Annotated in this window: 18 protein-coding genes and 1 tRNA gene; 10 read left to right on the plus strand and 9 right to left on the minus strand. The window is 50.5% G+C overall.

Going from position 1 to position 17,357, the window contains the following annotated elements:
- Nucleotides 1–6 precede the first annotated feature (6 nt).
- The 4 genes from alaS to H6G45_RS00935 all read right to left on the minus strand — a co-directional run bounded on the left by alaS (nt 7) and on the right by H6G45_RS00935 (nt 4,857).
- The gene (gene alaS, locus H6G45_RS00920; RefSeq protein ID WP_190595725.1) at nt 7–2,643 is read right to left on the minus strand and encodes an alanine--tRNA ligase; all 2,637 of its coding nucleotides are present in this window, start codon (nt 2,641–2,643) and stop codon (nt 7–9) included.
- A gap of 172 nt (nt 2,644–2,815) precedes the next feature.
- Nucleotides 2,816–3,286 carry a hypothetical protein gene (locus H6G45_RS00925; protein ID WP_190595727.1) on the minus strand — a complete coding sequence of 157 codons (471 nt, stop codon included), beginning with the start codon at nt 3,284–3,286 and terminating at the stop codon, nt 2,816–2,818.
- Nucleotides 3,287–3,356: 70 nt separating this feature from the next.
- Nucleotides 3,357–4,352, minus strand: coding sequence for a type II CAAX endopeptidase family protein (locus H6G45_RS00930; protein ID WP_347338232.1), 996 nt, complete (start codon nt 4,350–4,352; stop codon nt 3,357–3,359).
- Nucleotides 4,353–4,389: 37 nt separating this feature from the next.
- Complete coding sequence (locus H6G45_RS00935; RefSeq protein ID WP_199309499.1) at nt 4,390–4,857, minus strand: AbrB family transcriptional regulator; 468 nt, start codon at nt 4,855–4,857, stop codon at nt 4,390–4,392.
- Nucleotides 4,858–5,202: 345 nt separating this feature from the next.
- On the opposite strand from H6G45_RS00935, the gene H6G45_RS00940 reads away from it, so the two are divergent.
- From H6G45_RS00940 to H6G45_RS00960, 5 genes are all read left to right on the plus strand, one after another.
- The gene (locus H6G45_RS00940) at nt 5,203–5,778 is read left to right on the plus strand and encodes a DUF3038 domain-containing protein (protein ID WP_190595729.1); all 576 of its coding nucleotides are present in this window, start codon (nt 5,203–5,205) and stop codon (nt 5,776–5,778) included.
- Nucleotides 5,779–6,011: 233 nt separating this feature from the next.
- Nucleotides 6,012–6,428 (plus strand): hypothetical protein, encoded by a 417-nt coding sequence (locus tag H6G45_RS00945; RefSeq protein ID WP_228017164.1) that lies wholly within the window; start codon nt 6,012–6,014, stop codon nt 6,426–6,428.
- Nucleotides 6,429–6,649: 221 nt separating this feature from the next.
- The gene (locus H6G45_RS00950; RefSeq protein WP_190595732.1) at nt 6,650–7,630 is read left to right on the plus strand and encodes an NAD(P)H-binding protein; all 981 of its coding nucleotides are present in this window, start codon (nt 6,650–6,652) and stop codon (nt 7,628–7,630) included.
- Nucleotides 7,631–7,729: 99 nt separating this feature from the next.
- The gene (locus H6G45_RS00955) at nt 7,730–8,647 is read left to right on the plus strand and encodes an NAD(+) kinase (protein WP_190595733.1); all 918 of its coding nucleotides are present in this window, start codon (nt 7,730–7,732) and stop codon (nt 8,645–8,647) included.
- Between the two features lie 74 nt (nt 8,648–8,721).
- Nucleotides 8,722–9,894 (plus strand): extracellular solute-binding protein, encoded by a 1,173-nt coding sequence (locus H6G45_RS00960; protein WP_190595736.1) that lies wholly within the window; start codon nt 8,722–8,724, stop codon nt 9,892–9,894.
- A 14-nt stretch (nt 9,895–9,908) separates the two neighbouring features.
- Here H6G45_RS00960 and H6G45_RS00965 read toward each other — a convergent pair.
- A tRNA-Thr gene (locus tag H6G45_RS00965) sits at nt 9,909–9,980 on the minus strand.
- Nucleotides 9,981–10,077: 97 nt separating this feature from the next.
- On the opposite strand from H6G45_RS00965, the gene rdgB reads away from it, so the two are divergent.
- Complete coding sequence (gene rdgB, locus H6G45_RS00970) at nt 10,078–10,662, plus strand: RdgB/HAM1 family non-canonical purine NTP pyrophosphatase (RefSeq protein WP_190595738.1); 585 nt, start codon at nt 10,078–10,080, stop codon at nt 10,660–10,662.
- A gap of 110 nt (nt 10,663–10,772) precedes the next feature.
- Here rdgB and H6G45_RS00975 read toward each other — a convergent pair whose 3' ends face one another.
- The gene (locus H6G45_RS00975) at nt 10,773–11,111 is read right to left on the minus strand and encodes a P-II family nitrogen regulator (protein WP_028949278.1); all 339 of its coding nucleotides are present in this window, start codon (nt 11,109–11,111) and stop codon (nt 10,773–10,775) included.
- 289 nt (nt 11,112–11,400) lie between these two features.
- Here H6G45_RS00975 and H6G45_RS00980 point away from each other — a divergent pair, with 289 nt between their 5' ends.
- The gene (locus H6G45_RS00980) at nt 11,401–12,405 is read left to right on the plus strand and encodes a DUF1517 domain-containing protein (protein WP_190595740.1); all 1,005 of its coding nucleotides are present in this window, start codon (nt 11,401–11,403) and stop codon (nt 12,403–12,405) included.
- A 275-nt stretch (nt 12,406–12,680) separates the two neighbouring features.
- Nucleotides 12,681–12,974: a DUF6439 family protein gene (locus H6G45_RS00985; RefSeq protein ID WP_190595742.1), complete on the plus strand. Its 294-nt coding sequence runs from the start codon at nt 12,681–12,683 to the stop codon at nt 12,972–12,974.
- 6 nt (nt 12,975–12,980) lie between these two features.
- On the opposite strand, the gene H6G45_RS00990 is transcribed toward H6G45_RS00985, so the two are convergent.
- Both H6G45_RS00990 and H6G45_RS00995 read right to left on the minus strand, forming a co-directional pair.
- Complete coding sequence (locus H6G45_RS00990; RefSeq protein ID WP_190595744.1) at nt 12,981–13,631, minus strand: phosphoribosylanthranilate isomerase; 651 nt, start codon at nt 13,629–13,631, stop codon at nt 12,981–12,983.
- A gap of 93 nt (nt 13,632–13,724) precedes the next feature.
- Nucleotides 13,725–14,717 carry a DMT family transporter gene (locus tag H6G45_RS00995; RefSeq protein WP_190595746.1) on the minus strand — a complete coding sequence of 331 codons (993 nt, stop codon included), beginning with the start codon at nt 14,715–14,717 and terminating at the stop codon, nt 13,725–13,727.
- 66 nt (nt 14,718–14,783) lie between these two features.
- Between H6G45_RS00995 and H6G45_RS19755 the strand changes: the two genes are divergently transcribed.
- On the plus strand, nt 14,784–14,909 hold the full coding sequence (locus H6G45_RS19755; protein ID WP_277922696.1) for a hypothetical protein: 126 nt from the start codon (nt 14,784–14,786) through the stop codon (nt 14,907–14,909).
- A gap of 131 nt (nt 14,910–15,040) precedes the next feature.
- Here the strand turns inward: H6G45_RS19755 and H6G45_RS01000 are convergent, their stop codons facing one another.
- The gene (locus H6G45_RS01000) at nt 15,041–16,006 is read right to left on the minus strand and encodes a septal ring lytic transglycosylase RlpA family protein (protein ID WP_190595748.1); all 966 of its coding nucleotides are present in this window, start codon (nt 16,004–16,006) and stop codon (nt 15,041–15,043) included.
- Nucleotides 16,007–16,854: 848 nt separating this feature from the next.
- On the opposite strand from H6G45_RS01000, the gene H6G45_RS01005 reads away from it, so the two are divergent.
- The gene (locus tag H6G45_RS01005; protein WP_190595750.1) at nt 16,855–17,160 is read left to right on the plus strand and encodes a hypothetical protein; all 306 of its coding nucleotides are present in this window, start codon (nt 16,855–16,857) and stop codon (nt 17,158–17,160) included.
- Nucleotides 17,161–17,357: the final 197 nt, after the last annotated feature.

The following is a 17,357-nucleotide window of genomic DNA, read 5'->3' on the forward strand; positions in this document are numbered from 1 at the left end:
CTGGGTTTAACCCCTAAGTTCGGCTACCAATGTCTGTTCCGCCATGGCCAAGGCTTCCGGTAACTTACTCGGATCCCTTCCCCCGGCCTGGGCCAGATTAGGACGACCGCCGCCACCACCACCACAAATTTTGGCAATGGTACTGATGAATTGCCCCGCTTTAAGTTGTTTGGTTTTAACCAATTGGGGACTAAATGCCGCCACAAGGCTGACTTTGCCTGGTTCGGGAATGGAGGCTAGTACTACGGCACTTTCCCCTAGCTTTTGTTGCAACCGTTCCGCCGCAGTTTTGAGGGATTCTCCGTCCACAGTGCCCAGATCCGCCACCAGGATTTTAAACTCGCCCACGGTTTGGGCTTGGGCTAATAACTGTTCGGATTTTTGCAAAGCCAACTCTTGCTTCAGGGCTTCCAACTGTTTTTGGCTAGCTTTTAATTCCTGTTGTAGTTGGTTAACCCGGTCTGGAATTTCCTCCGGTTTAGCTTTGAGGCGATCGCCAAGTTCTTTGACCACCGCTTCCCGCACATTGAGGTAATCCAACACTGACGGCCCCGCCACCGCTTCAATGCGCCTGACTCCGGCGGCAATGCCTGTTTCCGCCACTATTTTGAACAAACCAATTTCGGCCGTATTGGCCACATGGGTACCGCCACACAGTTCTAAAGAAACTCCCGGCACGTCAATGACCCGGACTTCAGCACCGTACTTCTCCCCAAACATGGCGATCGCCCCTTTGGCCTTGGCATCGGCGATCGGCATTACTGCTACCTCAGTTTGATGGGCTTCCGCAATCCATTGATTGATCAAATCCTCAATTTGCTGTAGTTCCTCCGTTGTCACCGCCCGGGGAGAATTAAAGTCGAACCGTAAACGATTGAAATCCACCAAGGAACCGGCTTGGGAAATCCCCTCATCCACTACTTTTTTCAGGGCCGATTGCAGTAAATGGGTGGCCGTGTGATTGGCTTGGGCTCGACGGCGGCAGGCCCGATCAATAGTGGCAGTGACCGTATCCCCCACCTGAACAACGCCCCGTTCCACCCGACCAAAATGGATAAAAACGCCCGATTCCCGTTTCACATCTTCAATGCGAATAAGCAAATTATCGCCGTTGAGAAAACCTTTGTCGCCAATTTGCCCGCCTGATTCTCCATAGAAAGGGGTTTGATCCAGTACGATTTGCACAGTTTGACCTGCTTTCCCTTCTTCTACCAATGCCCCCGCCACCAATACCGCTTTGACCACCGCTGAACTTTGTACATCGGCATAGCCCAAAAATTCCGTGGGATGGATACGGTTAGCCAATTGATCTAAACTTTCCTGCACGGTTAAATCTATAGTTTCGTGGGCCGCTTTGGAACGTTCCTGTTGTTCCTGCATAGCTTTTTTAAACCCTTCCACATCCACCGTAATACCCTGTTCTTCGGCAATTTCCTGGGTTAATTCCAAGGGAAAACCAAAGGTGTCGTATAGGGTAAACGCATCCACTCCAGCGATTTTCTTGACTCCGTCGGCCATTAAATCCGCTAACAACTTTTCCCCCCGTTCTAGGGTTTTCAAAAAAGCCGCTTCTTCCCGCTGCAACTCTTGGTTAATCAAGGTTTGGCGTTCCAACACATTGGGATAAACTGGCTGGGCTAGGTCAATGGCAGTGGTGGCTACTTTGGTGGTAAATTCCCCTTCTATCCCCAGTAAACGGCCATGGCGCACCACCCGGCGGATCAATCTTCGGAGCACATAGCCCCTTCCTAAATTGGACGCACTAATACCGTCGGCAATCATGTGGACAACGGCACGGACGTGATCTCCAATTACCTTCAAAGAAACTTTCGTTTTTTCATCTGCTTGACCATAATCAATCCCCGCTATCCCTGCCGCTGTTTGAATAATGGGAAAAATCAGATCCGTTTCGTAATTATTGGGCACTTGTTGCAGAATTTGAGCCATTCTTTCTAAGCCCATGCCCGTGTCAATATTTTTTTTCTCCAGGGGAGTCAAATTCTCCCCCATATCCCGGTTGTACTGCATGAATACCAAGTTGTAAAACTCAATAAACCGGCTATCGTCTTCCAAATCTAATTTCTCATCCCCTAATTCTGGGTGGAAATCGTAGTAAATTTCCGAACAAGGCCCGCAAGGCCCCGTGGGGCCAGAAACCCAAAAGTTGTCGTCTGCCCCCATGCGTTGGATGCGGTGGGCCGGGATACCAATTTCGTCACGCCAAATGGCAAAGGCTTCGTCGTCTTCTTCAAAGACGCTCACCACCAACCTTTCCGGGGGCAGTTGAAATACTTTGGTGGATAATTCCCAGGCCCAGGCGATCGCCTGAGATTTGAAGTAATCCCCAAAGCTAAAGTTGCCCAACATTTCAAAAAAGGTATGGTGGCGGGCGGTGCGGCCAACGTTTTCAATGTCGTTGGTGCGAATACATTTTTGGGAAGTGGTGGCCCGGGGGAATTCCGCTGGCTTTTGTCCTAAAAAAATTGGCTTGAACGGCAACATCCCCGCAATGGTCAACAATACGGTGGGGTCCTCCGGCACCAGAGAGGCGCTGGGCAAAATTTGATGCTGGCGATCGGCAAAGAAGCGCAAAAATTGCTCACGAATGGCGGGGCCGCTGAGGACGGGCGGGGTGGTGGTCATGGTCTAGTTGAAGATTTTGCAGATGAAACTTTGGGGCACTGTGGCTATTTTCCCATTTTAGGGGTTGGTGCCTGACCCTTTCTTACCGGAGGTTCACCCCCAGTTAAAACTATGTGGAGTGGTTAGGATCTGTCCATTAACTCCATAGGCAAAAATGGCAAGGCTATGGTGCCTAGGGCTGTTGGCAATGGACATTGATGTTGGTGATTACCTTTTGTTCCCGTTGACCAATGGTAGTCACCTGTTTTTGGGCAAGTTGGGCAGTCAAAATATCCTTACTTTCCAATGCTTGGACCATGTTGCGGGTGGCTGACCCATTGCCTTGGTAAATCTCCACTAACTCCCCTTGGTAATTGGCCAGAACGGGATCTTCTAGGTTAAGTCGTTCGACCTTAGTGGCGGTGGCATCGAACGCATCGGCAATTTTGAGTACTTCTGCCGCTGAAGTGGTATCTCGGTATTTAGCCCCTTCCTCCGCCATCTGTTTGGTAATTAAAATTAGTTGGCGGCATTGATTTGCTTTGCTAGTTCCACAACTGATCAAGCCCTGGTTTAACCCTAGGATTAAAATCAAGCTCCCACCAAAGCGGACGGTTCGACGGGCGAGAAAAGCAGCAAATTTTTGCGACAAGGGCGATGGCATAGGTGGAAAACAGAAGACAAAGGGGCAACGGGCAACCATCATACCAAACCCATTCCGGGTAATTGGGTCTTCAAACCCCAGGCCAAAGGGAGAAAATGTGGGGAAATAGCCCGATCGCCAGGGCAGTGAGCAGTAAACAACCAATACCAGCTAGCCCTGCTAGGGGTTGATTGGCTTTGCCTACCCAAAGGTTACCAACGGGGGAAGGATAGGTGATTAAACCAGTGGCATCGCAGGCCGCCAGGGCAAAGACCCAGCCTCCGTGCAATCCCCAGGCCAGGGCCAGATTACCACCATCCACTAAACGGGCCCACACTAGCACCATGCCCAATAACCATAGTCCGGGCAATTGATAGGCTGTCAAACGTCGTTCCCAGAGCAGATGAAGCACGGCAAAAATGGCGCTGACTACCATGGCCGCTACCCAGACTGGTAAATCCTGTTGCAATTTATTTTGGAAAATGCCCCGAAAAATTAACTCTTCCACCAAGGCGATCGCCAGGGCCAAGAGCATAAACAGGGGAGAGAGTTTGACCAAATTCCACAGTTTTTCCCCGTGCCATTGCAGTAGTCCCATGGCTCCCTGCACCGCCAAGGTTAAACCCAAACCCAACACTGCCACCCCCACGGCGATCGCCAAAGAAAGTAACTGATCTGGGGTGAAGGATAATCCATAATCCTGGAGGGATTGACCATCTAATTGGCTCACCGCCCAGATGGGTAGGGGAGAAACCAGGTAAAGGGATAACACCAAAGGTAGCTTTTGCTCCGGGGTGACAGCCTGCCAGGGTTGCCAAGCTAATTTACGCCCTACCACCAGGGCAATGGGATACCACAGCACTAGCCAGCCCGCCAGAAAAACAGTAATTTTCAACGATCCCGGCCATGGTTGCCAAAACTTCATTAAATTTTCCATCGGCCCATCCCCCTGGCGATCGCCAATTTTTTTTTGAAAAAAAGCAAAACTTGCAAGGGCCAGCTTGACAGTACGCCCGCTGTCATCCCTAATCGATAAAAAAAGGGAGAAACCTTTTTGTTTCAGGTCTCCCCCCCAGGGAAAAAGCACCTAGTACCCCCTGCTTAGGGAACCAGAGCCGAGAAATTTATACTTCCTCTTCGTCGTCGCTATCGGTAATTTGCTTCAGGTGAATATGCTTGTAACCAAGCTTGATCTCAAACTCATCACCGGACTTCAGACCCATTTCTTGGGTGTAGGTAGAGCCAATAACAATTTGCCCATTTTTATGTACACTAACGCGGAATGTCGGTTCACGACCCCGACCATCTTTGGTACCAGAGGGATCGAGGGGAACCCCTTTGGCCGCTAGAACTGCGTCATAGAAGTCGGTCAAATTAACCCGCACTTGTCCTTCCTTGGAAGTGGAGTAGTAACCACAAGCTTTCGCCGTTTCTCGACGGGGCAGATGGGATAGTTCTTTGACTTTATTGAGTAATGCTTTGCCGGTTAGTGCGGTGGAGGCGTTTGGCATGGGATTATTTTTTCCGTTGAATGATACTTGATTGCGGGGACTTGTTTTTTTCAAAAGTCTACATGAGATAAAATATAACATTAAACCTTAGCTGAAAAACTTTTTTTTCCAACTTTTTGATTGTTTAGCCGGGGAATTTTTCCCTCTGAAAAAATCAAGCCTTGACCTCTGGCGAGTTTTGTCCTAAAGATTTTTTGCCACCATGGAGCAATGATGAGTTAGGTTTGGGCAATACAAGCTAGCTACGGGTTCAACTTTCCGAAAAACAATGTTTTTTTGCCCGGATTAGCGGCAAAATTAACCAGGAATTAACCAGGGCAGTGGGGCAAAATATATTTATCCCAGGGAAAACCATTGCTTTGGCCCAATTCGCTATCCTATGCATGTCATGCATTCATTAACATTTCCCCCGGTCCCTGAGATTCTATGGTTCTTGCTCAGTTCGCCTCTAGCCCCGCTCCCCCCCAGTCCTTTGCCACTGCCCCCAATCGTCAGCAACTGCGACAAATGAATTGCTACCTAGACCAGCTTTTGTTGGCCTTGGTAGCCTTGACGGATGTGGATCAGGACACTTGGACGACAACCCTAGAAAAAATTTCGTTACCTACGACAACAGGTCAATCTTTGACTAAGAAATACCCCGTTCCTGCTGTTGCCCCCGGCCAACTAGATGTGGAAGGAATTCGACTTTTGGCCATGGCGATCGCCTACTTAGGAGCCCATTACCAGGAATTGTTGCGGCGATCGGTCAGTTTAGTTGAGCAGACCAAGGAACAGGGCAAAAATCCGTTACAAACCGTACTTTTAAGTGAGTACGCTCGAAAATTCACCTCCGCTTGGCAAGCCTATGTGGAAAAACAGGGGGGAGAGGGTCATATTCCTCTACCAGCGCCCACCCCCGATCGCCTCCTCGCCTTGCTGACGGAATTATTTTTCTTTAGCAGTCAAGACGGCCCCCGCCGACTCTGGGGAGTATTGGCCACAATGGTTTCCTCTGCTTAACCTATCCCTACCAGTTCTGGCCTCTGTACTTTGCCGACCTGGGCCCCAAATTAGCCCCTTCCCAGTCCTGCTCCCAAAGCCCTAACTGGGAAAATATCTATGGACTGCTCCCTGCTGTAAAAAATTGCCCAAAAGACCTGGTGGAAAAGGCGATCGATCCAGTAAATGACTACAATTATGGTCAACCAGGCCCATGGACTAGGTAAACCTATTTGACTGAGGAAATAATCTCTATGGCTCAAGATTCTCCACCTCCCATCTCCCAAGAGGCCCTGACCATCGCCCATCTCCAAGGAGTACAGGACCGACGTCGGGAAGAGCGGATGTTGGCCTTTTGCCAAGTGTTCGATATGGAAGGGGAATTGGTAGGGGTATCCTTTGATTTAACTCGCAGCGGCATTTGTGTGAGTGTTCCCAACGATTGGCCCAAGGATAGGGATTTTGTTGTTAAGCTCCGGCGCATGGACAACGAAGCCTTACCCACCATTACCGTTACGGTTACTCCCACGTGGCGTCAATGCCGCAATGAAAGTTTTGATGAAATCGGCGGCAAAATTATCGAAGTAGACTGCCCTGAAGCTTTCTCTACCTTTTTGCAATATTGTCAACAGGCTGGCCCCAGTGGTTTGCTGGAACGTCAGACTTCTTGAACATAACCATTTTTGCTTTTTCACTGGTCCCTACCTCCGGATCGGACGGAGGAGTTGCCTTGCCCTATGTAGAGGTTAGTCCTGCTTTAACTGAACTGCATTAACATTGGGGCCTGTACCGGGGTACAAGAACAAAATTTTTGGGGGCTGGCCCCAATACCCATAATTGTCAGAGTCTGATAGGATTTAGCAAAGTATTAAAATTTGTAAAGAAAATTAAGATGCGAGTTTTGGTGGTAGGCGGCACAGGAACCCTCGGCAGGCAAATTGTTCGGCAGGCGATCGACCAAGGTCACACCGTTGTTTGTCTGGTCCGTAGTCTGAGAAAAGCAACTTTTCTTAAAGAGTGGGGAGCCACCATTGTGGGGGGAAATATTTGTAAGCCAGAAACCTTGCCCCCTGCCCTAGAAAACATCGACGCTGTGATCGACGCCTCCACCGCCAGGGCCACCGATGCTCTCACCATTCGCCAAGTGGACTGGGAAGGTAAGCTCAACCTTATCCGGGCTGTGCAGAAGGCGGGCATCAAAAAGTTTATCTTTTTCTCCATTTTGCGGGCAGTAGAATATCCCAAAGTTCCCCTAATGGACATCAAACACTGTACCGAGAAATTTTTAGCCCAAACAGACCTGGACTACACCGTCCTACAACTGGCAGGTTTTATGCAGGGTCTGATTGGTCAGTATGCCATCCCCATTTTGGATAATCAGTCAGTGTGGCAAACCGGCGAAAACACCCCGATCGCCTACATGAATACCCAGGATGTGGCCAAGTTTGCGGTGCGGGCGGTGGAATTGGACAGCGTAGCCCGCCAAACCTATCCTGTGGTGGGCAGTCGGGCCTGGGGGGCAACGGAAATCATTCAATTGTGCGAAAGAATGTCCGGCAATACGGCTCGCATTTCCCAGGTGCCCATGGCGGTTTTAAGATTTATGCGGAGCTTGACTCGCTTTTTCCAGTGGACCTATAACGCCTCCGATCGCCTAGCGTTTGCGGAAGTGTTGGCCAGTGGTAAGGCCCTAACGGCGGAGATGGCCCCGGTGTATGAGCAATTTGGCCTTGATCCCAAGGAAACTACAACCCTAGAATCTTACCTACAGGAATACTTTGGGCGCATCATCAAAAAGCTCAAAGAATTGGATTACGAGGTTAACCCAACCCAAACCGATGGCAAAAAGAAGAAAAATAATTTCTTTTTCTAGTTTGACTAGTTTGATTGACAATTTGATACTTTTAGATAATCTCGTTTTCTGTTCGGTTTGCCCGCTCCCTGTTCCCTGACTCGCTAGGATCTCGCCCCTGTGCCAAAAGTCGGCATCATTTTCAACGACAATAAGCCCACCGCCTGTAGCGTTGCCCAAGAATTACAAGAGCAACTACAAAGCAGTGGGTTCACTGTGGTGGTGGAAACTGGGTCCGGCGGCCTGTTGGGCTATTCCCAGCCCGATCGCCCCATCTGCCACACCCGCATCGAACATTTGACTCCTCCCCATTTTGATGAGTCCATGCCCTTTGCCATCGTGCTAGGGGGGGACGGCACCGTACTATCGGCCTTTCGTCAGTTGGCCCCCCTGGGCATTCCCCTGCTGACCATCAATACGGGGCACATGGGCTTTTTGACGGAAATTTACCTCAACCAACTCCCCACGGCGATCGAGCAGTTAATCAACGGCGATTACCAAATTGAAAGCCGCTCCATGATGACGGTGCAGTTAATGCGGGGGGAGACGCTGTTGTGGGAAGCCCTTTCCCTCAATGAGATGGTACTGCACCGGGAACCCCTGACCAGCATGTGCCATTTTGAAATTCAGGTGGGCTACCACGCTTCCGTGGACATTGCCGCCGATGGCATCATTGTTTCTACTCCCACTGGTTCCACGGCCTATTCCCTCAGTGCTGGGGGCCCCGTAGTTACTCCCGATGTGCCGGTTTTCCAGTTAGCTCCCATCTGTCCCCACTCCCTGGCTTCCCGGGCTTTAGTGTTTTCTGACCTGGAGCCGGTGACCATTTTTCCCGCTACTCCCAACCGCATGGTACTAGTGGTGGATGGCAATGGCGGTTGCTATGTGTTGCCAGAGGACCGGGTGTATTTATCTAAATCTCCCTACGCCGCCAAATTCATTCGCTTGCAAACCCCGGAATTTTTCCGTATTCTGCGGGAGAAATTAGGCTGGGGTCTGCCCCACATTGCTAAGCCAACTTCGGTGGAGTTGCCCTAGGGTCTGTTTTTGTCCTGATTTGCCTGACTCAATCCACTCCGGTTAGTGACTCAATTAATTTGAGGGTTCTGTTTATGCCCCTTCCCCCGTACTCCCGCCGCCATTTTCTCCAGACCGCTACCGCTCTGGGGGTTGCCACTGGTTTGGGGGGATGTTGGCCGGGGCAAGGCAATGGCCAAGAAGTACAGTTCCTGAACCGCTCCCTGCCCCCCCAGTTAATTAGTCAATTTCAGCGGCAGTTGTCCCAGGGGAAAGACCTCAACTTCAAGGCGATCGCCAATCTCCAAAGTTTGTTTGAGAATTTGCAAACCTGGCACAATCCCCAAGGGAAAAATTCATCCCCAGGATTGTGGGGCAATGGACCGGGCACCAAGCAACTCCAAAGCCCCGCCCAACTGGTCACAGGGGGGGACGTCTGGCTGGAAAAAGCTATCCAAACCGGTTTGATTCAACCCTTTGCTTCTTCCCAACTAAGTCAATGGTCAACTCTGCCGCCCCGTTGGCAATTACTGGGACAACGCAATGACCAGGGCATACCAGATCAAGCTGGAAAAATTTGGGCCATTCCTTACCGCTGGGGCCCTACCATGATCATTTACCGCCAACAACCCTTTACTGACTTGGGTTGGCAACCGACGGATTGGTCTGACCTCTGGCGGCCGGAGTTAGAACAACGCATTGCCCTCGTGGATGACCCCAGGGAGGCGATCGGTTTGACCCTAAAAAAATTAGGTTATTCCTACAATGTCACCAATCCCGCTGCAATTTCAACTTTAGCTCCCGCTTTGCAGGAATTGGCGGCCCAGGTAAAGTTTTACAGTAATCAATATTATCTCCAAGCTTTGCTGAACAAAGATGTCTGGCTAGCGGTGGGCTGGTCGAGCCAGATCATTCCCTTGCTTAGGAATCAGTCGGAGTTAAGGGCGATTATCCCCACCTCTGGAACTTCCCTCTGGGCCGACCTCTGGACCATGCCCGCTGGCAGCGAAGCCGCTGATATCACCTATGATTGGTTAAATTTTTCTGCCCAGCAATCTAGTCTGACGCAAATGGCTACTTTTAGTCAGGGTTTGGCGGTGCCCTATCAAAACTTGGACATTGCTTCCCTGACCACCAATCCTTTGCTGGCCTTCTCGCCGGAGTTGTTGGAGCGTTGTGAATTCCTTGCTCCCCTGGACAGTGCCAGTGCCGACCAATACAAGGCCCTATGGCAAACCATGCGGAGTGCTCAGACAATTACGGGTTAACGGCTTCAAACCAAAGCTGGTGACGGGATTTGAACCTGCGACCGACTGATTACAAATCAGTTGCTCTACCACTGAGCTACACCAGCATCTTTGATACAGAATAGCAGAAGATCAACCCAGAGGCTCTGGCTAATTTTTACCCCTAAAAAACTTTTTTAGCGACCAATAAAACCCAGGAAAACCATGCCCACTTTAATCGTTGCCACGGGAAACCCAGGCAAATTAGCGGAGATGCAAGCCTATCTCGATCGCCTTGATTGCCAGTTAGCCCTCAAACCCCCGGAAATTGAGGTGGAGGAGTCCGGCAGTACATTCTATGAAAATGCTTGCTTAAAGGCTTCCCAGGTGGCGAAAGCGTTGAATCAATGGGCGATCGCCGACGATTCTGGCTTAGCGGTGGATGCATTGGACGGGGCACCGGGTTTATATTCCGCCCGTTACGGTAATACCGATGGGGAAAGAATTACTAAACTACTCCAGGCCATGGAGGGAGTCACCCAACGACAGGCCCAATTCATTTGTGTGGTGGCGATCGCCGCTCCTGATGGCAGTATTCAACTAAGCAGTGAAGGAATTTGTCCGGGGGAAATCACCCACAGTCCGAGGGGCAACCACGGTTTTGGCTATGACCCAATTTTTTGGCTACCAAGGCACAAAAAAACCTTTGCAGAAATGACAAAGGCAGAAAAGAGACAGGTGAGCCATCGGGGACAAGCCTTTGACAAACTCATCCGCCGGTGGTCTGGATTAGAATTCGACAGCTTTTGATGGCTGGTGATGGCCGCAATGGGCGGGGAGTTGGGGCTAGGAGAGCAAAACAGCCTCAGAGGGCCCAACCTTACCAGGAAACTGAAAGCAGATCTCAATCTCAAAAAGACTTAAATAGCTTCGGTGTCCTTTTCCCCTGTCCGAATCCGCACTACCGAATCCACCGGGCTGATGAAGATCTTACCGTCACCGATCTCGCCAGTGCGGGCCGCCGATACCAACTTGTCAACAACCATGTCAACCTGTTCTTCATCGACGACAATCTCAATTTTGAGTTTTTGGAGAAACTCAACGGTGTACTCAGAGCCACGGTAACGCTCTGTTTGACCTTTTTGACGGCCAAAGCCCCTAACTTCGGAGACCGTCATACCAACGATCCCTGCATTTACTAGCGCAATTTTTACTTCGTCTAGTTTAAAGGGGCGAATAATCGCTTCTACTTTTTTCAAACTTGGTACTCCTCGTGCAATGATCTGGTCTTTGTTTCATTTATAAGGCTAGCCAGACACTTTTAACATGTTCTTCAAAAGTTTTTTTGTAAAAATCAGTACCGTTTTTTCGTGACTCTTGGTGGATCCAGTGACGAGATTAGCAAAAAAAAATACAGAGTTTCTATTCGTCCCTGGGAAGAATCCGTTACCCTAGAGGAGTAGACGGAGTTTTGTCCGTTGATTTAGCAGGGTCCTACCGATCCCGCCAGTGGTGTTTCCAGATCAAAATAGCAAAGTTTCTCTATCCATGCTTAAGATGCTCAAGAATTTACCCCTACCCAAGAATATTACCTGGCGATCGGTCTGGGTGCGGGGCACTTCAGTGGTGATTATTTTTGTCCTGGCCTTTACCCTCGTCTTCACCCCCACCTTTTCAGCGGAAGCTCGGCGCAGTGGTGGTCGCATTGGGGGCGGTTCTTTCCGGGCTCCCAGCCGTAGTGCCCCTAGTCGTAGTTACAGCAGTCCCGGCGGTGGTTCCTACCGTTCTGGTGGTGCCTATGGGGGAGGGGGCTTTGGGTTTCCCTTCATAATTCCTTTCTTTGGCTTTGGAGGAGGATTCGGCGGCATCTTCGGCATCTTAGTCATGATTGCGATCGCCAATGTGGTGATCAATGCTATTCGCAATGGTGGCGGCGGCAGTGGTGAAGGGGGCGGCGCCTTAGCGGGGAATGATCCCCAAGTAGGTATTGGCCAAATTCAGGTGGGCTTGCTTGCTAGTGCAAAAGAGCTGAAAAAAGAACTAGATGAATTGGCCCTTTCCGCCGACACTGGTACTGCCAATGGCCGCTCCCTCGTGCTGCAGGAAGCTACCCTGGCCCTGCTACGCCATCCTGAATATTGGGTCTATGGTTCCAGCCAGAGTGATAAAGTCCGTTTGAGTGCCGCCGAAGCTGCTTTTAATCAATTGGCCCTGACTGAACGGAGCAAATTCACCGACGAAACTCTGAGTAATTTTAATAATCAGTTACGCCAAGGGGGGAGGGCACCGGCCATTGGTGGAGATAGCCCCGATGCCGTTCCCGATGGTGCTGGGGAATATATTTTGGTCACCATTATTGCCGCAGCCCTGGGTAATCTGACCCTGCCGGAAGTTAATGATTCCAGTCAGCTCAAACAATCTCTGCAAACCCTGGGGGGCATCAGTAGCGATCGCCTCTTGGCCATCGAAGTGCTATGGACGCCCCAAGAGGAAGGAGATACCCTCACCAGCAACGATATTATCAGCGAGTATCCGGAACTGAGACTGGTGTGATGGTGGGAGCGGCCTATTGCCCATAGTCAAAAAATAAGCATTGGAGGAAGCCTGGGGAACTTTGCCTGGGCTTTCTTTTTGGGCAAAATTCAGCCAAAACACAACGCGGGGAAAACTGCCTTCTTCTTGGGGGGAATGGGCCGGGCACTTTAGTTTTCAGGGGCAGGAGAGCTGGGACAATTTCCAACAGGCTCCCGACAAAAAAGGTCATAATCAAGGCAGTTAACCAGCCATCCGTGGTTTGGTGTTCGTAATTTTCCCAGCAGTTTGCAACCATGATTCCCTTTGCTTCCCAAACCTCTTCCCTTGTGAGTCACCCCGAACTTTCCGCCCTAGAATTGGCCCAGGCGCTGGCAGAAAGATTGGCGATCGCCCCCCAGGATTGGCATCGTTTGAAGGGTAACCGCCAAGCCCAGGCTGGCCAGGAATTAGCAGCGGCATTGGTGTATCTGCTCAAAAATAACCCCAAGGAAGCGTTGACCCATGTGCAACAGGCAGAAGGTTGGTTGGACCGCAGTTTGAGTGCGCCCCCCTGTCCTACCCATGGCAGTAAAGCGAAAAAAGCCTAGGTTTTTTCAAAAAGTTGGCAGAGCATCTAGCTGAGTCCGTAACTGGGTTACTTTGGCTAAATCCTTATCCGCTGGGGCCTTTTCTACCCCACTGGACAGGTCAATACCGTCAGGTTGCAGTAATCCTAAAGCGTCTTGAACATTGATAGGAGTCAATCCCCCCGCTAACCACCAGGGTAGGGGCGGTCTGAATTGCTGTAGCTTTTGCCAAGGAAGGGTTTGCCCAGTTCCCCCCAGTTGTTCTGGATGGTAGGCATCGAGTAAGAGAATGTCCACTGCATCATAATAGGCTTCCGCCCGTGCCAAATCTTCCGATCGCCTTAACCGGAGGGCTTTGATCAATCGATGTTGGGGAAATGCTTGTTTAACTTGGCGGCAAAACTCGGGGGTTTCATCGCCGTGGAGTTGGATGCCGTTGAGGTTGGTTTGGCCTAGAAATTCCCCTAGTTTAGGTAGGGAGGCATTGGCAAACACCCCGATCGCCGATAGCTCGTCATGGGCAGTTAAGCTTTGCAGAACCAGGGCAATTTCCTTGGGGCTGACGTAACGGGGGGAAGCTTCCACACAAATAAATCCTAGGGTGGTGAATCCCAAAGCGGCGATCGCCTGGGCTTGGGCGGGATGGCGTAAACCGCAAATTTTTACCTCCATGGCCATAGGGCAAAGTTCCTGGGGATTTTGAATTGAACAACAAATAAATGGCTGGGGTTTCAGGCAGAAGTAGATGAAACAGTGCCCAATTATGCCAAATTAATCGTTCACTACGGGTTTACGAACCAAACCCCACATGGCCCGCAGTTGTATCTTCAACTGTTCCCGCTGGTTAATTAAATAAATACTCACCAACGTAAAGGCGACTCCCAACCATTGCAGAGCACTAAGTTGTTCCCCCAAAATCAAGTTACCAAAGCTGAGGGCAAAAATGGGCGTTAAAAAAGTCAGGGAACTCAAGCTGGTCAAATTACCCCGGGAAGCAAGGTAGAAAAAGATCCCGTAGGCAATGGCACTGCCAAATACTGTCGCATAGGCCAGATTGCCCCAACCCCACAGGTCAATATTGCGCCAAGGTTGGGGATCTTCCACCAAGGCGATCGCCAATAGGGGTAAACCGCCGATGATCATATGCCAACCCGTGGCCACCACCGGATCCACCCGACGGCTGACAAAGGGTATCAGCACTGTGCCCACCGCCATGGACAGGGAGGCCAGCAACATCCATAACTCGCCACTTTCCACCAACGCAGGCCCACTCCAATCGATGGTCAAACTTTGCAGATGCCAAAGCTGATAGAACCATTCATCCGGCAGGCCAATCAAGCTGATACCCCCTACCCCCAGTAGCAGCCCCAGCCAGCCCAAACCGCCGATTACTTCCTTAAATAACCAACTGGATAGTAACGCCACGGCGATCGGTTGGGAATCAATAATCACGGAACCTAAGCCCGCCCCTGTGCGCTCCAACCCCTGGGCTAAAAATCCTTGGAAAAGGGTGCCATCCACCAGGGCAAATAAAATAATCCAGCCCCAGCCCTGCCAATCCTGGGGTTGGGAACGTTTTTGTACCATGGCCCAGAGCAAGACCAAGATCCCCGCTGGTATCAGGCGCACCGTTGCCACAAAAAAGGGCGTAGTATCTGCCAAAACCCCCTTCATCGCCACCATGGCCGTTCCCCACAGGAAAAAAGGCGCAATCAGGGTTAACCCGGAACGGATATTAGAATTGGTTTTCGATTCAATCTGCATTGGTGGGGTGGTAATGGAGCAGGCATGGCCATCCCCCCATTGTATGTATAGTTTTGTTACAAAGCCATGGCGAGGGCAATGGTATTCACCGACATTTTCCCGATAACGGCTGCAAGGGATGGAGTAAGAGATTCTTCCATCAATCACCAAAGCAAAAATCCCCCGATCGCCATGGGCAAAGTAGATCGGTAGGAGTTAATGAGTCTAAACATTGACCATGGACTATGCCAGGGTTGATTGTGCCCCCAAACTTCCAGAGGAAAACAAACAGTCCAGTATGCTTGGGAGCAATGGCATAGCCCAGAATTATGAATTTTTAATTATTACTGCACAATGTCCAGGGCCACATTACCCACGCCACTGCTATGGATACCGATCGCCCTGGCCGCCCCAGCGGAAAGATCAATTACCCGTCCCCCGGTGAAGGGCCCCCGGTCATTGATGCGCACCACCACAGACTGGCCGTTGCGGAGATTAGTCACCTTCACCCTAGTGCCAAAGGGCAAAGTCCGATGGGCCGCCGTAAGGGCATTTTGGTTAAAACGTTCACCATTAGCGGTGCGTCGCCCATGGAATCCAGGGCCGTACCAGGAAGCAATGCCTCCCTTAATTCTTTTAATCGTTGTGGCAGCATCAAAGGCATTCACCCGAGCCACCTGCAGAGCCGCCGGTAAAGCGACAATAGGTTCCGCTCCCCCCAACAAACGACGGAGACGGTTAGCAGTTTGTAGGGCAGTTTCCGGGGCGGAGAGGGGTTTTTCCGGTAAAACAGTATTTTTGTTGATGGTCAGGAGAATTTCGTCGGCGGATTTAACCACCAGTTGCTTGGTCGTGGCATCTAGATCCACTTTGATTGTGCTTGGGTCAAAGGACTTAGCCCCGCTCAGTTCATCGAGGCGACGGGCAACGGTTTGGGCCCGTTCCATGGTGTCAGTGGCTTGGTCATTGCCCAGGGCGGTCAACTCGGCGGCAGTGCCCAAAAAGGTGACCACGGGAATTTGGTTCACCCGCAGAGTAACAGCTAAACGATTTTCCGGGCCTTGGTGGGGAACTAAAGAAATCAGTTCGGTGTCTTGGAAAGTGGATACCGGATTGGAAGAAGCGGCGGTAACGGAGGATTCTAAGGGAGCTAGAGAAGAATTATTCTCTGAAACGGCTGTCGGAGCATCCGCTTCGATGATGGTGTTTAAGGCCAACAATCCAGAAGGGCAGTTACCCCAAACCAGGGTTGTCAAACTCGCTGTGCCAATAACACCGGCGATCGAGCGACAAACATTAATTCCTTTCATAGACTTAGAGGTAAAGGTCAAGGACTGCAAACCCCGATTGAATCAGAGGGTAGTGGTGAAAACTTCAGCAAATAAGTTACTGAGTCTTCGGCGGTCCCACTCATCCGCACATAGTACGAAAAGGCGGACAAGATTTTCGTTACAAGCTCCCACAAGCTACCACGTAAATTGGGGAGTAGACCCCAGAAAATCTTATTGGAGAGATAAATAAAGTTTATTAAGGTCTGTAAAAGCTTGCATTACAAGGTGTAAAGAATTTGTTCCGTTTCCAAAAAGCAGTGGGACAATTTGGATAGTGGTGGGTGATCGACAGCAGATCAAATCTTTTGTGAACATATCAACTCAATGTTTTGGGAGGAAACCGACCATGTTCTGGAAGCTCAGACAAGTATCTCGTTTCTGGTTTTGTTATTTGAATCAACCCATTTTCAGTCGCGAGTCAAAGGCAACATGGCGGTTGACCCATTTTTGGTCGATGTATCAGATCTCTTTGCTGGAATCCTGTTGGCAAAAAAGTCCCGTCAAGGAAACTTCCCTCTAGTGACGGCATAGTTAGCCAGTCTTGGTAAGGAGTCGAGGGAGTTGGCAGTCAACCCACCATGGGTAGTGGAGTGGATTCTGGGGGCAGACGAAAAAAACAACATAGCATCGGCACCAGAAACAAATCCCCTGTTGGCTGGGTTTGGTGATTGACCAAGGGATTGCATTGTGGGTCACTGTAATTATTGACTTTCCCCCCAAGGCCCTAACCCGTGTCCTTACCAAGGAGGGCAGGCAGTTGTGCTATGATCCTTGGCCAATGGCCCCAGTGGTTGCCTTGGTAGCGATCTTGTCAGGAAAATTCGTCTATGACCCCATCAGATTATCAAGACCAGGAAGTTAAAACCCCCAAAGTAGAGGTGGTGGATTCCTACGATACGGGGAACGATGGCATCACCGATGCGGCCCGCAAATATTGGTTGCAGTTCCAGCAATGGTTTGATAAGTTGCCCCTCCCCGCCAAGGGGGCTGTGGCGATCGCCGTTTTGTTTGTTGCCTTTTCGATTTTGACCCAGGTGCTGAGGTTTGTGGCTTCCCTGGTCACTTTGGCCATTTTGCTCGTGATTCTCTACGGAGTGTATCGGGTCTTTCTCCGCCAGGACAAAGATAGCTAATTTCCATTAATGACAGAATTTCCCCGATTCCCTTCTTCCGATCCTGAAGTCCGCTGGCAGTTGGGGTGGGGGGTTTTGGTCGTCCTTGTTTTTGACAACTGAAGCAAGGGAAAGGTTTTCCTGGGAGCCAAGCCTCGGGGCCGACTTTCTTTGGGATTGATTATTAACCATGGCCTATGAGCCGGGGGCATGGTTGG

Source organism: Synechocystis sp. FACHB-383 (genome assembly GCF_014698605.1).
In the GTDB taxonomy this organism is placed as follows: domain Bacteria; phylum Cyanobacteriota; class Cyanobacteriia; order Cyanobacteriales; family Microcystaceae; genus Synechocystis; species Synechocystis salina.

What these genes read in the sequence shown, in the direction of transcription:
- alaS (WP_190595725.1), bottom strand. Translation starts at nt 2,643, where the DNA reads ATGACCACCACCCCGCCCGTCCTCAGCGGCCCCGCCATTCGTGAGCAA.
- H6G45_RS00925 (WP_190595727.1), bottom strand. Translation starts at nt 3,286, where the DNA reads ATGCCATCGCCCTTGTCGCAAAAATTTGCTGCTTTTCTCGCCCGTCGA.
- H6G45_RS00935 (WP_199309499.1), bottom strand. Translation starts at nt 4,857, where the DNA reads ATGTTATATTTTATCTCATGTAGACTTTTGAAAAAAACAAGTCCCCGC.
- H6G45_RS00940 (WP_190595729.1), top strand. Translation starts at nt 5,203, where the DNA reads ATGGTTCTTGCTCAGTTCGCCTCTAGCCCCGCTCCCCCCCAGTCCTTT.
- H6G45_RS00945 (WP_228017164.1), top strand. Translation starts at nt 6,012, where the DNA reads ATGGCTCAAGATTCTCCACCTCCCATCTCCCAAGAGGCCCTGACCATC.
- H6G45_RS00950 (WP_190595732.1), top strand. Translation starts at nt 6,650, where the DNA reads ATGCGAGTTTTGGTGGTAGGCGGCACAGGAACCCTCGGCAGGCAAATT.
- H6G45_RS00960 (WP_190595736.1), top strand. Translation starts at nt 8,722, where the DNA reads ATGCCCCTTCCCCCGTACTCCCGCCGCCATTTTCTCCAGACCGCTACC.
- rdgB (WP_190595738.1), top strand. Translation starts at nt 10,078, where the DNA reads ATGCCCACTTTAATCGTTGCCACGGGAAACCCAGGCAAATTAGCGGAG.
- H6G45_RS00980 (WP_190595740.1), top strand. Translation starts at nt 11,401, where the DNA reads ATGCTTAAGATGCTCAAGAATTTACCCCTACCCAAGAATATTACCTGG.
- H6G45_RS00985 (WP_190595742.1), top strand. Translation starts at nt 12,681, where the DNA reads ATGATTCCCTTTGCTTCCCAAACCTCTTCCCTTGTGAGTCACCCCGAA.
- H6G45_RS00990 (WP_190595744.1), bottom strand. Translation starts at nt 13,631, where the DNA reads ATGGCCATGGAGGTAAAAATTTGCGGTTTACGCCATCCCGCCCAAGCC.
- H6G45_RS00995 (WP_190595746.1), bottom strand. Translation starts at nt 14,717, where the DNA reads ATGCAGATTGAATCGAAAACCAATTCTAATATCCGTTCCGGGTTAACC.
- H6G45_RS19755 (WP_277922696.1), top strand. Translation starts at nt 14,784, where the DNA reads ATGGCGAGGGCAATGGTATTCACCGACATTTTCCCGATAACGGCTGCA.
- H6G45_RS01000 (WP_190595748.1), bottom strand. Translation starts at nt 16,006, where the DNA reads ATGAAAGGAATTAATGTTTGTCGCTCGATCGCCGGTGTTATTGGCACA.
- H6G45_RS01005 (WP_190595750.1), top strand. Translation starts at nt 16,855, where the DNA reads ATGACCCCATCAGATTATCAAGACCAGGAAGTTAAAACCCCCAAAGTA.